Raw genomic sequence first — 13,687 nt, 5'->3', positions numbered from 1 at the left:
TGGTCGTGCAAATCTGGAAAGGACGGCAAACCATGAACAGGGCATACTATACAACAAAGAGCGGGGCGGATAAAGGAAATTCAAGGGCCCGAAGGAGGTGTGGGGATGTCCAGCAGGCGGGACAAAAAAAGGGAGAGATCGCTCTCTCCCCCGGGCCGCAGAGCCTGACTCAAAAATCAGTGAACTCGTTCTCTTCCAGCGGGATTAGCTTTTCCGGCGCCACAGTCCGCCCATTGTTGCCGTTCCTGCGCTCCGCGGGTCCGGCCGGGTGCCCCGGCTTGAGCCCCGCTGTCCGTTCGTTTCCAGACCGGGAGATATCTTGCGCCGCAGCCTTGAGCACGGGCCTGGCAGGTGCGGCAGCCGGACGGCTCACGGCTGGAGCTCGCCGTCCCGCCCCTTGCGGGGCACGGTCCTTCGGGGCGGAGGGAGCCGCCGCCGACCTGGAGCTCATGCGGAAAGTGCCGAGCATCCCGCTCAGCTCCACAGCCTGGCTGTTAAGCTCCTCGGCCGCGCTGGCCGATTCCTCGCTGCCTGAGGCATTGGCCTGGGTCACCCGGTCCATCTGGCTCATCGCGGAGGTGATCTGCCCGATCCCCTTGCTCTGCTCGCCCGCCGCCACCGCGATGTCCTCCACCAGCTCGCTCACCCTGGCCGACTCGGAGACGATGTCTTTCAACTGCTCGTCCAGCTCGCCGGTGATCCGCACGCCGGTCTCGGAATTCCGCACGGCTTCCTCGATCATCTCGGTGGTGTTGCGGGCGGAATCGGCGCTGCGCTGGGCCAGGGAGCGCACCTCCTCGGCCACCACGGCGAAGCCCTTGCCCGCCTCGCCGGCCCGGGCCGCCTCCACCGCCGCGTTCAGGGCCAGAAGGTTGGTCTGGAACGCGATCTCGTCGATGGTCTTCACTATGCGGGAGGTCTGCTCCGAGCTCTGCTTGATTTTCTGAATCGCCTCGATCATTCTCTGCATCGACTGGCCGCCGCGGCCCGCCGCGTCACGGGAGTTCTGGGACAGGGCCCGGGCCTGGATCGCTTTGTCCGCATTCTGGCCGGTCATGGAAGCCATCTGCTCCAGGCTGGCGGAAATCTCCTCCAGCGAGCTGGCCTGCTCGCTGGCGCCCGCGGCCAGGCTCTGGCTGCCGGTCTCGATCTGGCTGCTGGCCGCGCCCACCTGCTCCACCGCCGCGCTCACCTGCTGAAGCGCCTCCTCCAGCGCCTCCAGCATGTGGTTGACATTCTGCTTGAAAGCGGCAAACTCACCCTTGTACTGTCCCTCGACCCGAGGGGAGAGGTCGCGCCGCGAGGCGCTCTCCAGCACCGAGGAAATCTCGCGCAGCGGGTCGACCACGGCGTCCAGGGTGCGGTTCACCCCCTCGACGATCCGGGCGTACTCGCCCCGGTGACGGGCGACATCGGCGCGCACTCCCAGCGAGCCCTCCAGGGCCGCCTGGATCAGGCCCTGCACCTCGGTATTCATCTCTTTCAGGCTGTCCACCATCTGCTGCATCGATTTACCCAGGGTGTCCCGTTCCGAGATCACGGCAACCTCGCGGCTAAGGTCGCCCGCGGCGATACTCTCGACCAGGGCGGCCCTTTCGCGCTGGAGAGCCTGCATGCTGCGGAAAGCCCCGGCCAGGCGACCCACCTCGTCCGCGGAGCTGTAATCCAGCTCCGACTGCAGGTCCCCTTTCTGCATGGCCTCGGCCGCGGACATCAGCCTGCGCATCGGCCTGACCACCAGGCGCAGGATCGCCACGATCAGACCGGAAACAGCCAACAGGACCACGCCCAGCCCCAGGAAAGCGGCCCAGACCGCCATGCGGTCGCTGGCGGCGTAGGCCTCCGCGTTGTCCATGCAGAGAGCCACCATCCAGCCGGTCTGCTCGCTGGTGGTGAAAAAGGCGGTCTTTTTCTCCCCTTGCCAGGTGTAGTTGACCAGGCCGGTCTTTTTCTCCCGCATTTCTTTGCCGAAAGTCTCGTTGCTGAGGTCCAGCTTCAAGATATTGGCCTTGTCCGGGTGGACGATCATCATCCCATCCGCGTCGGTCACGTAGACATATCCTGTCTCACCGACCTTGATGTCGCCAATCAGGCGGTCGGAAAAGGCCTCCATGTCCACCGGCCCGCCGATGATACCGATCACCGCACCGTCCTGCTTGAGCGGCACGGTGATCAGCAGCACCGGCTTACCGGTGGCCGGCGACAGCCCCGGCTGGCTGACCCAGGTGACACCCTGGCGGGCTTTCTCGATGTTTTCGGCGTAGACCGGGGTCCTGGCCACCTCGATGCCCACGGCGGAGCCGCCCGTTCCATCCAGGAAAATGGTCCCGTCGGGACGGGCCAGGAACAGGGCCTCGAACATGCCGGACTTCCGGAAATAGGCTTCGAGCCGCTCACGCGCCTCATCCGTACGGTTGCCCGCGCAGGCGTCTACGAACAGTCTCTGGATCGCCAGCAGCTCGACCTGCGAGATCAGGTCCTGACGCCAGTAATCCACATCCTTCGACACCACTTTGACCATTTCACTGGCGTACTTGTCGTTCGTCTGCTCCAGACCGTCGTGTGAAACCCGGAACAGGATCACTCCCATCAGGAGGATCGAAAGGGTGCTCAACGGAACGAGCACGGCAAGAAGTTTCGCTCTGAGACTCACGGTAAACTCTCCTTTTGACTTTTCTCAAGCTTTCGACTGTTGTAACCGACTCGTTTCAGGTGATCAATCGTACGTTCTGCCTGTCTACGGCGGTCCGCCACGGGCTTACGCCGTCACCGCGGGTTCGAATTGCCTCAGCTCCTCGAAAGCGATCACGCGCTCGATATCGAGCAGGATCACCACTTTCTCCTGGCTCTTGCCCAGGCCCTGGATGAACCCTGTATCGACCCCGGAGCCGAAAGAGGGGGTTTCCTCGAATTGGATTCCTCTATGTTCCGCACCTCGGATACACTGTCCACCAGGGCCCCCACGGCGAGAACACCCTCCGCGGAGGCTTTCTCGACCACGATGATGCAGTTCTGGGGGCTGTCCGGCATGCCCGGCATACCGAAGCGCCGTCGCAGATCCAGCACCGGTATGACTTTGCCCCGCAGGTTAATCACCCCGCGGACAAACTCCGGAGCGCGCGGTACGCGGGTGATCCGGGTCAGGCCGATGATTTCCCGGACTTTCAGGATCCCGAGGCCGTATTCCTCAGCGCCCAATCTGAAAGTGAGGAATTTTCCGGCCGGAGCGCCTGTCTTTTCCTCCATGCTTTGCATCCCTGTCCTCCTCGTTTTACCGTCGTTTCACATCTCGACCGTGGCAGCGGCCGCAACTGCGCGACCTACGATCTGCATGGAGGAATAAACTTGGAGAATTTTCATTTATTAGGGCATAGCGTTTTTCAAGTTTTTGTTAGATAAATGCAGTGTAATGATAGAGTTGTTAAACCGGAGCGCGGTCTCAGGCCGGGGGAGAAAGCAGCTCGGGCCGGACATCCGAAAGCCCTGGCGAGCTTTACAGGCTTTTGGAGAAGCTGTTTCAGGGGGGGTATTTCTCAGGACGGGCGGACAGGAGCACGGTCGGCGGGCCGCCACATGCGGTCCGGGGTGCGGGCGCAGCGGTGACATTTGGCAGCAGGCTTCATGGAGTGTTGGTTCGCGGCAGGCCTTGACACTGATCGGATGCAGCTCGAGCGTTTCTGCGGGCGGGGTGTCCGGCAGGCAAACCCGCTGGAAAATAAAAAAGGGGGAGAGTTGCCTCTCCCCCCAATCGGGACCGACTCAGAAATCCTTGAAATCGCTCTCATCCAGTGGTATCACCTCTTCGGGTCGTTTCACCTTGCCTCTATCGCTCTTTTCCTCTCTTCTGGTCTTAGCCCCGTTTCCTCTGGCCAGTATAATCCCGTCACTCTTTTTCGGCCGTTCGGTCTTTTCGGACAGCGCCGCGGGCCGGACCGCGCTCACGGTGGCGACACTTTCCCTGTTCTCCGGATCGGCAAAACGGTAACCGCGTTCAACTCTGTGCGTAATCGCTCTCTGCCCGTCGGATCCGCTCAGGCGGAAAGTGGCGAGCATGCCCTGCAGCTCCTCGGCCTGGCTGCTCAGCTCCTCGGCCGCGCTGGCCGACTGCTCGCTGCTGGAGGCGTTGCTCTGCGTGACCCGGTCCATCTGCGTGACCGCGGTGGTGATCTGCTCGATGCCCTGGGCCTGTTCGGCCGCGGCGGCCGAAATCTCGGACACCAGGTCGCCGACTTTGCCGGCATGCTCCACGATCTCTTTCAGCGCCTCGGCCATCTCAGCGCTGATTTTCACTCCGCCCTCGGCATTTTTCACCGCGCCCTCGATCATCTGGGCCGTATTCTTGGCCGCCTCGGCGCTGCGCTGCGCCAGGGCGCGCACTTCCTCGGCCACCACGGCGAAACCCTTGCCCGATTCCCCGGCCCGCGCCGCCTCGACCGCGGCGTTCAGGGCCAGAAGGTTGGTCTGGAACGCGATCTCGTCGATCGTCTTCACTATCTTGGCCGTCTGGTCGGAACTCTCCTTGATCCGGCCGATCGCCTCGGTCATCTTCGTCATCGATTCCCCACCCTTGAACGCCGAGTCCCTGGCATTCACGGATAGAGCCTGCGCCTGCTTGGCGTTGTCTGCGTTCTGACGGGTCATGGAGGAGAGCTCCTCCAGGCTGGAGGAGATTTCCTCGAGGGAACTGGCCTGCTGGCTGGCCCCAGACGCCAGGGTCTGGCTGCCCACCGCGATCTGGTCGCTGGCCGAGTTCACCTGGTAGACCGCCTCCGCCACCTGACTCATGGCCTGCTCCAGCGAGTCCATCGTGGAATTTACATTGTTCTTGAAATCGGCGAACTCGCCGTTGTATGACCCATCGACCCGGCGGGTCAGGTCTTTTTCCGACGCGGCGTTCAGGACCTCGGAAATCTCCCGCACCGGGTTGACCATCGCATCCAGGGTCTGGTTGATTCCCTCGATTATCCGGGCGTAATCCCCCTTGTGCCGGGCCACATCGGCGCGCACGCTGAGCTTGCCCTGCACCGCGGCCTCGATCAGCGCCTGGACCTCGCGGTTCATGCCTTTCAGACTCTCGGCCATCAGGGCCATCGACTTGCCCAGGCTGTCCCGCTCGGAGGCGATGGTCAACTCGCAGGTCAGGTCGCCCCGGGCGATACATTCGACCACCGCGGCTTTCTTGCGCTGGGCGGCCTGCATGTTGCGGAACGCTTCGGCAAGCTGACCCACCTCATCACCGGAAGTATAGCTGACCCTGGATTCGAGATCGCCTTTTTCCATCGCCTCTGCCGCTGCCATGATATTCTTCATGGGGGAAACAACCAGCTTGCTGATCGGCAGGATTATGAACACCCAGCATAAAACCATTATTACTATACAGAGTACAGTCGCATAATGGCCCAGCTTGCGGCTGGCGGCATAGGTCTCTGAATCAGCCAGGCTCATCGCCACGATCCATCCGCTCTTATCGCTGGTCAGGAAATAGGCCGCCTTGTCCACGCCTTTCCAGTTGTAACTGTACTTGCCGTTCTTAAGCTTTAAGATTTCCCGACCGAAATCCTGCTGCTTCAGGTCCAGAGACAGGATCTGCTCCTTGTCGGGATGGGCCACGACAACACCGTTCTCATCAGCCACGTAGATATAACCGGTCTGGCCGATCTTGGTCTTGTTGACATAAATTTTTGAGAAAGTTTCGAGCTCCACCGGGCAGCCGATGATCCCCACCAGCTTGCCCTCGACCATGACCGGAGCAGTCACAAGGACCACCGGAAGGCCGGTGGCCGGACTCTTGCCAGCGTGACCGAAAAACTCCTCACCCTGCTGCGCTTTCTGGATATTGGGAGCGAACAGCGGAAAGCTGGCCACGGCTACACCAACCGATTTCCCGTCTATCGCGTCCGCGAATATCGTCCCGTCCGGATGCGCCAGGAACAGATTCTCCAGCATCCCATCCTGCTCATAATAGTATTTCAGACGGTTACGGGCCTCATCCAGATTCTGGCCCTGGCAGGCCTCCTCGAACAGCGTGTTCTTGGAGAATATCATGAGCTGGCTCATCTTGACCCGCTGCCACTCGTCCACCTCGTCGGCCTTGATTCTTATCAGCTCGGTAGCGTATTTATCGTTGGTCTGCACCAGTCCTTTGTACGACATCCAGTACAGGATGACAGCCATCGAACCGATTCCGACGATACTCAACGGGATAAGCACGAGCAGTAATTTGGCCTTGAGACTCATCTGCCTTTTCATAACGGGTCTCTCCTCGAATCCGGTTTATAAGGCCCATGCAGAGTAAAGCGTCCCCGATCCATCGAGTGGCCATCCCTGGCCCCGGGGCGGCTTCCCGGCGCGCAACCTGCAAGGCCTTTCCTATTCCTCCTGAGCCACGGAGGATTCGATCTGTGCCAACTCCTCGAACGATATAACCCGATCGATATCGAGCAGTATGATGACTTTCTCCTGCGACTTTCCCATGCCCAAGATGAAACCGGTGTCCACGTCCGTGCCGAACTCGGGGGTTTCCTCGATGTTTGACTGTGCGATATCGCGCACCTCGGAGACGCTGTCCACCAGGCCGCCGATCAGCAGCGAGCGGTCCTGATGCATGACCTCGACCACAATGATACACGTTTCAGCAGTATCATCGACCTGCGACATCCCGAAGCGTGTGCGCAGGTCCATCACCGGAATGACCTTGCCGCGAAGGTTGATGACGCCGCGGATGAATCCCGGGGTGCGCGGCACGCGCGTGATCCGCGTCAGGCCGATGATCTCCTTGACTTTCAGTATCTGGAGCCCGTATTCCTCTTCCGCCAGTTTGAATGTCAGGTATTTCCCCGCGAGCTGGGTTGCCATGGCTTCACCTCTAAGCATCTGACCCTCCAGGATGTTTGTTCCGGCCCGGGTGAGCCTGCGCCGGAGACAGCTTGATGAACATTTTAGGTACACCACAATTTTCCTGATTTTTAAAACAGCAAGTAAAATGCCATAAAATCATCTGTGTCTTATTTGTATATTATCGAACAAATTAGGCTCTTTTTGTCCAAAATGCCCACTGGCGGACTCCTTTGCAGAATTGTCATTTCCGCACGATTTCGCACACACTGTTTGAATTCGGTCAGTTATGCTTTTTGGCTCGATATCAGGAAAAACGGAGCACGGGATAGGGGGGAGAGCGGCAGGCGCGCCAGGTTTTGCGACCGAGGATTCCGCGGCTTTGAATATGGCCGCGGCCACTGTTGCGCAGGGATGGAAAAACCCCGCTGCCTGCCACCGGGGCGGCTTGCAGCGGGGCTAAGGCTTTTGGGGGAGACGGCCGGCAAACAGCGCGAGCCCCGGACCTCGCGAGCCCCTCCGGCTAAAGGCTCAATGCTGGGCCAGGCGCAGCACACCGGCCGGTCCGAACGGCGGCACCTCCACCACCAGGGTCTCATCCCCCTCCAGGCTGGTCCGAAGCGGCACGGGCCAGGAGACCCCGGCCGCCTGCCAGCTCGCCCGCAGCACGGTCCGGGAGTCGGTGGTGCGCAGGCGCACGGTCACTCCGCGGCGCAGGCTCTGGTCCGACAGGCGCACACCCGGCCGGGTCAGCACCACCACCAGGTCGCGCTCGCCGCCGCGCTCGGGCGCGGGGACACGGTAGATCTGGCCGCTCACGCCGTGGCTCAGCTCCAGCGCCCCGGCCTCCAGCACCCACTGGCGGCCGCGCAGGTTGGAGAACAGCGGACGGTAGGCCTTGTCCAGGGTCGGATCGACAGCCAGTTGCTCGTGGGAGGGCAGCACACCCCAGAGAAGCTCGCCCTGCAGGGCGAACTCCACCGCGCCGGGAGCGCCGTAGGGACCGCCCGGCGCGGGCCGTGCCACCAGGGGGCGGAACAATCCAAGGAAAGCCGCCGCGGGTATATCTTCCGGCCGGGCGGGATCGACAGTCAGGATATCCACCCCCCGGCCCAGGGCGGCATGGGGTGGAGCGGCCGCCAGCACCAGCTTGCGCTCCTCGTGCACCCGGTCGATCAGTTGCGCCCCCAGGCCGGTCTGGTTGAACCCCAGGTACCAGGCCGGACGGTTTCCGACCGCGCTCAGGCTGTCGTCGTGGGCCAGGTCCAGGCCCACACTCTCCCAGCCGTCGAAATAGTAGCCGCCGGCCAGCGGATAGAGGTCCATCAGCTTTTTCTGCTGCTCCAGCAGGTTTCGTCCCCAGGGTCCCTCCGCCGCGGCGTGCATGAACAGCTCGCCGCCGCCGCCGTCCAGCTCCGCTCCGCTCTCGTCCCGGGCGATATCCTCGCGCCACTGGCCCAGGGCGATCTCGCGGTCGCAGACCTGGCTGAACGCTCCCTGGACCACCGAGCGCACCTCGGCCTGGGCCAGTCCATCCAGCGCGGCGCGGACTTTCTGCACCGTGACCTGGCTGTAGCGTCCCCCGCCCAGGGTGCAGTCCCAGGCGAAATCATCGAAACGCAGCGCCTGGGGCAGCACCCACTCGCCCGGACGGCGCCAGTTCCAGACTATCTCGGCCAGGGTGATCTCCTGAGTGCGCAGGCTGTTGTAATTGGCCCCGCGCACATCCGGCGGATCGATCAGGCTCAGGGCGCCGTCACGGCGGCCCGCGCCGGCCCGCGACTCGAAATACTCGCGGTAGCGCTCGGCATAGGCGCCCAGCGCCGGACGCCAGTCCGGGTCGACCCCGTAGAGCCAGATACCGGTCTGGAGCTCCTGTCCGGGCCGCACCCCCAGCAGGTCGAACCGCACGCTCAGCCAGTCCTCGCCGCCGCCGGAGGCGGCCAGGCCCAGGGGACGGCCCTCCAGGTCGGCGCTGAACGTGACCCGCACCGAGCGCGACTCCAGCGGCGCCGCCACGGCCAGCCCGGGGCCGCCGGGACGCCAGAACACGGCCAGCGGCACCGCGGTGCGCTCCACCGCCTCACCCGCCGGGCCGCAGGTATACTCGAACGAGGTCCCGCCCTCCAGGTCCAGCGGCTCCTGCCCCGAGGCGGTCCAGAACCGGCAGCCGCGGGTCAGGGGAACCAGGTAGGTCACGCTGACCGAGTGCAGGGTGTCATCGCGCGTGGAAAGCCAGGAGCTGATGAAAACGCCCTCGCGCTGCCCGGAGACCTGCTGCCTCAGACTGAGCACGCTGCCCGGGAAACGCTTTTCCAGCGTAACTCCAGTCTCGCCCTCGCTGAAAGAGGCGACATCGGCTTTCATGCTGCGCTCATCCAGCACCGCCCCGCTCAGACCGTCCTCGATCACCAGGGCCAGCGCCGACAGGACCAGGCTGTCCGTGTTCTCCGGAGCCAGCTCCAGTCCCGGTGGACGCACCCGTCCCCGCGGCACACCGTCACCCGAGCGCAGGGTCAGCGTGACCCCCGCCCCCTCGACCAGAGCGGATTTCTGGGTGACTTTCTTGGGCGGCGGCTCCAGGGTGCAGGACAGCGCGAGCAGCGAAAGGCTCAACAGTGCGCAGGCAGACAGCCTGCCCGCCCGACGGTAGAAGTTGTGTCCCACTGAGACCTCCGGATTGAACCGATCCAAAACCATTTAACGTGCCACACCGGCCCGTCCGTGCGCGGCCGGATAAATTGACAGGCTCAGCCCTGCGCCGTGCGCACGGCATCCCTCAGCAGCCCGGCCACGCGGCGCGGCCCCAGCACGGCCATGATCCGGGGCAGCTCCGGCCCGTGCATCCTGCCGGTCAGGGCGACCCGCACCGGCATGTAAAGCTGCCGACCCTTGACCGAGGCGGCCTGGCCGGCCTGCTTGAGCAGGGCCTTGAACTCCGGTTCTCCGGCGCCCTCCTCCAGCGCCCCGACCACGGTGGCCAGGTTTTCCAGCAGGCCCGTGGGCTGCGCCGCCCGTAGGATCTCCAGCTCCTCCGCTCCGCTCACCGGAGCGTTCCGGCCCTCGAACAACTCGAGCTGGGCCTTTATGTCCTCCAGCAGCTCCAGGTTGTCCCGGCAGGCCGCGGCGATCTGGCGGAACTGACCTTCCGAGAAAGCACCATCGCGCCCGCCGGTGAACTGTTTCAGTATCTCCACCAGGACCGGCTCCTCCAGTGTGCGGATGTGGCGGCCGTTGAGCCAGCGCAGCTTGGTCGGATCGAACACCGCGGCGCTGCGGCCCAGGCGCTCGAAATCGATCTCTGCGCAGAGGCGCTCCACGGAGAGGAACTCCTCGCCCGAAGGCGAGGACCAGGACAGCAGGCTGAGGTAGTTGATCAGCGCCTGGGGCAGGTAGCCCGCCAGGCGGAACTCGCCCACGCTGGTGGCGCCGTGGCGCTTGCTCAGGCGCTGGTGGTCCGGGCCGAGGATCATCGGGATATGGGCGAAATCCGGGACAGCGGCCCGCAGCGCCCGGTAGAGCATCAACTGGCGCGGGGTGTTCGACAGGTGGTCGTCCCCGCGCACCACGTGGCTGATCCGCATCCGGATGTCATCCACCACCACGGCGAAATTGTAGGTCGGACGGCCATCCGCCCGCAGCAGCACGAAATCGCCGATGTTGTCGTGGTTGATCGCCACCTCGCCCTTGACCAGGTCGGCCCAGGCGCTCTCGCCCTCCGGGACCCGCAGACGGATGGAGGGCTCGGTGGCCTCGCCCACCTCAGGCCCGCTCAGCTCGCCCCGGTAGACCGGCTGCTCGCCCGCGGCCAGGCGCCCGGCGCGGAAAGCCTCGAGCTGGCTGTCGCTGGCGTGGCAGACATAGGCCTCGCCGCAGTCCACCAGGCGCTCGGCCGCCTCCCAGTAAAGGGGGCCGCGCTCGCTCTGGCGATAGGGGCCGTAGGGGCCGCCGCAGTCGGGTCCCTCCTGCCAGTCGAGTCCCAGCCAGCACAGGTCCTGAAGGATCGACTCCTCGCTTTCGGGGCTCGAGCGCGCCGTATCCGTGTCCTCGATCCGCAGGATGAACTGGCCGCCGTAGTGCCGGGCCAGCATCCAGTTGAGCACCGCGGTGCGCGCGTTGCCGATATGCAGCAGTCCTGTGGGCGAGGGGGCGAACCTGACCCGGAAAGCACTGTCCGACATGATCAATTCTCTTTCTCTGTGATTCCGTTTTCGGAAGAGTTCCCGGCCCGTTTTTTGAGGAACCTGCGGCGCTCGATCCGGAATATTCTCCAGCCCAGCAGCAGCACCACCACTGCGGCCAGGCCCAGGGCGATGTTCACATCCCGCAGCACGGTCTTGATATAGGCCCAGTTACGCCCCAGCGAATGCCCCAGCCAGACCAGAATCGAATGCTGGACCAGGATCGAGACCCCCACCGGGACAAGGAAACGCCAAAGCTTGAAACGGCTGATCCCGGCGAACAGCGGCACGATGGAGCGCAGCCCTACCAGGAAACGGCTTAAAAACAGCGCCCGGATGCCCCAGCGGCGGTAGAACAGCGCGGCCCGCGGCAGCAGGCGTCCGGCGAACAGGTGTGGGTGACGGCGGATGAAATCGCGCCCGCGGCTGCGCCCGATATAGTAGATCAAGATGTTGCTGGCCAGGTTGCCGAAAGCGGTCCAGAACAGCACCGGCAGAGGCCTCAGGATGCCCAGCCCTGCCAGGTAAGCCCCGAACACCGTGATCGTATCGCCCGGAAAGGGCGGGAACACGTTCTCGATAAACGCCGAAACGCACAGGAAAACATAGATCAGCCAGGGTGGCAGCGCACCCAGCGTATGAAACAGGAACTGTTCCATGGCCTGAAATCTCCCCTTGTACAGTCCTCTGTCTCAGTCGGTCCCGGAGCCGGCCAGGAGCACCACGGCCAGGGCGGCGATCCCCTCGCCGCGGCCGAGCGTGCCCAGGCGCTCGTTGGTCGTGGCCTTGAGGCTCACCCGGTCCTCGTCCAGTCCCAGCACCCGGGCGACATTCGCGGCCATCTGCGGGAAATGCGGGGCCAGCTTGGGGCGCTCGGCGATCACGGTGGCGTCCACATTGACCGGCCGGAACGCGCGCGAGCGCACCAGCTCCAGCGCCCGCGCCATCAGTACCAGGCTGTCGGCGCCCTTGAACGCCGGGTCGGTGTCCGGGAAATGCTTGCCGATGTCGCCCAGGGCCAGCGCCCCCAGCAGGGCATCCGTGATCGCGTGGGCCAGCACATCCGCGTCGCTGTGCCCCTGCAGCCCGAGCCTGTAGTCGATCCGCACCCCGCCCAGGACCAGCGGACGGCCCTCGACCAGAGGATGAATGTCGTAGCCCTGCCCGATCCGTATCTCCATCGCCGCCCCCCTGTCTCCCAGCCTGAACCCGGCGTATTCCAGATCGCCCGGCTCGGTAATTTTCAAGTTGCCCAGGTCCGAGCGCACCACCCGCACGGGCAGTCCCAGGCGCTCGAACAGGGCCGCATCATCCGTGCCCTCGAACCCGGCCCTGAGCGCAGCCCGGTGTGCGGCCAGAATGGCCTCCAGCGGGAATGTCTGCGGGGTCTGGGCCAGCCAGACAGTCTCGCGGTCCAGGGTGCCGGTCACTACCTTCCCATCCGAGCGCTTGACCGTGTCCCGCACCGGCGCGCAGGCCATCGCCCCCTCGCCCGACTCGGTCAACTCATAGGTGTGCCGTATCACGGCCGGGTCGGCCAGCGGGCGGGCGGCATCGTGGATCGCCACCCGGCCGATCCGCACCGGGTCCAGGGCCTCCAGGCCGCTGAGCACGGAGAGCTGACGGCTGGGGCCGCCCGCCACCACGAGCACCCGCCGGCGCTCCTCCTCCGAAAGCGAGTCGCGGAACTCCTCCAGGTTGCCGGTTGGCAGCACCACGGCGATCTGGATCACCTCCGGGATACCGAGAAACAGATCGAGGCTGTGGCGCAGGATGCTCTTGCCCGCGATCTCGATGAACTGCTTGCGCACCGGTCCGCCCAGACGGAGCCCGGAGCCGCCGCCGGCGATCACCGCCCCCCAGCCGGAGCGCGGCGCTGTGTTACGCCCGCTGTCATCGTTCATCAACCCTTGCCTTTCCGCGCGGGGAACGCCGCCCGCACCGCCTCCTGTAAGCTTTCACAGCCCGCCAGGCTCAGGCCGCGCGGCGCCTTGACCCGGTTCAGTCCGGCCGCGGGGCAGACCACGCGCTCGAACCCGAGCTTGGCGCACTCGGCCAGACGACGGTCGAGATGGCTCACCCGCCGCAGCTCTCCGGCCAGGCCCACCTCACCGATAAAAGCCGTGGCCCGGTCCAGTACAGTCTCGCGCAGCGAGGAGCACAGCCCCAGGCAGACCCCCAGGTCCACCGCCGGCTCCAGCACCCTGAGGCCCCCGGCCAGGTTGAGGAACACATCCTGGCTGGCCAGGGGCAGACTGAGCCGTTTTTCAAGAATCGCCAGCATCAGGGCCAGGCGCTTGCTGTCATAGCCGGTGGAAACCCGCTGCGAGGTGCCGTAGCCGCTGGGAGTGACCAGGGCCTGAACCTCCACCAGCAGCGGCCGCGTTCCCTCCACGGTGCAGACCACCGCCGTGCCGGGGCTCTCAACCGCCCTCCCATCCAGAAAATATCCGGAAAGATCGGCCACCTCCGCAAGCCCATCACCCCGCATCTCAAACACGCCGATCTCGTTGGTCGAGCCGAAACGGTTTTTCACCACGCGCAATATTCTGTGGCTCCAGTTCCCGTCCCCCTCAAAATACAGCACCGTGTCAACCATGTGCTCCAGTATGCGGGGTCCGGCCAGGGCGCCCTCCTTGGTCACATGGCCCACCAGGACCACGGTCAGGCCC

Annotated in this window: 8 protein-coding genes and 1 pseudogene; all 9 read right to left on the bottom strand. The window is 64.4% G+C overall.

Going from position 1 to position 13,687, the window contains the following annotated elements; translation table 11 throughout:
• Positions 1 to 169: 169 nt before the first annotated feature.
• On the bottom strand, positions 170 to 2,653 hold the full coding sequence (locus tag LLH00_11930; GenBank protein MCE5271975.1) for a methyl-accepting chemotaxis protein: 2,484 nt from the start codon (positions 2,651 to 2,653) through the stop codon (positions 170 to 172).
• A 105-nt stretch (positions 2,654 to 2,758) separates the two neighbouring features.
• A pseudogene (locus tag LLH00_11925) lies at positions 2,759 to 3,255 on the bottom strand (chemotaxis protein CheW).
• Positions 3,256 to 3,759: 504 nt separating this feature from the next.
• Entirely contained in the window at positions 3,760 to 6,249 is a 2,490-nt protein-coding gene (locus tag LLH00_11920) for a methyl-accepting chemotaxis protein (GenBank protein ID MCE5271974.1), read from the bottom strand.
• Between the two features lie 120 nt (positions 6,250 to 6,369).
• Positions 6,370 to 6,873 (bottom strand): chemotaxis protein CheW, encoded by a 504-nt coding sequence (locus tag LLH00_11915; GenBank protein MCE5271973.1) that lies wholly within the window; start codon positions 6,871 to 6,873, stop codon positions 6,370 to 6,372.
• 492 nt (positions 6,874 to 7,365) lie between these two features.
• Positions 7,366 to 9,501 (bottom strand): hypothetical protein, encoded by a 2,136-nt coding sequence (locus LLH00_11910; protein MCE5271972.1) that lies wholly within the window; start codon positions 9,499 to 9,501, stop codon positions 7,366 to 7,368.
• A gap of 83 nt (positions 9,502 to 9,584) precedes the next feature.
• Positions 9,585 to 11,015: a glutamate--tRNA ligase gene (gltX, locus tag LLH00_11905; GenBank protein MCE5271971.1), complete on the bottom strand. Its 1,431-nt coding sequence runs from the start codon at positions 11,013 to 11,015 to the stop codon at positions 9,585 to 9,587.
• Positions 11,016 to 11,017: 2 nt separating this feature from the next.
• Positions 11,018 to 11,674: a DedA family protein gene (locus LLH00_11900; protein MCE5271970.1), complete on the bottom strand. Its 657-nt coding sequence runs from the start codon at positions 11,672 to 11,674 to the stop codon at positions 11,018 to 11,020.
• 33 nt (positions 11,675 to 11,707) lie between these two features.
• A complete protein-coding gene (gene ispF / locus LLH00_11895) occupies positions 11,708 to 12,919 on the bottom strand; it encodes a 2-C-methyl-D-erythritol 2,4-cyclodiphosphate synthase (protein MCE5271969.1) in 1,212 nt (403 codons plus the stop codon).
• Positions 12,919 to 13,687, bottom strand: a 769-nt coding sequence (locus tag LLH00_11890; GenBank protein ID MCE5271968.1) for a DNA repair protein RadA, incomplete at its 5' end; no start/stop codon positions are given. The genes ispF and LLH00_11890, both read right to left, overlap by 1 nt.

Source organism: bacterium (assembly GCA_021372515.1).
Classification (GTDB): Bacteria; Gemmatimonadota; Glassbacteria; order GWA2-58-10; family GWA2-58-10; genus JAJFUG01.
This window is presented reverse-complemented; position numbering and strand designations above follow the sequence as displayed.

Excerpts from the sequence above, each read along its gene's own strand:
- LLH00_11900 (MCE5271970.1), bottom strand. The coding sequence starts at position 11,674 with ATGGAACAGTTCCTGTTTCATACGCTGGGTGCGCTGCCACCCTGGCTG.
- ispF (MCE5271969.1), bottom strand. The coding sequence starts at position 12,919 with ATGAACGATGACAGCGGGCGTAACACAGCGCCGCGCTCCGGCTGGGGG.
- gltX (MCE5271971.1), bottom strand. The coding sequence starts at position 11,015 with ATGTCGGACAGTGCTTTCCGGGTCAGGTTCGCCCCCTCGCCCACAGGA.
- LLH00_11920 (MCE5271974.1), bottom strand. The coding sequence starts at position 6,249 with ATGAAAAGGCAGATGAGTCTCAAGGCCAAATTACTGCTCGTGCTTATC.
- LLH00_11915 (MCE5271973.1), bottom strand. The coding sequence starts at position 6,873 with ATGCTTAGAGGTGAAGCCATGGCAACCCAGCTCGCGGGGAAATACCTG.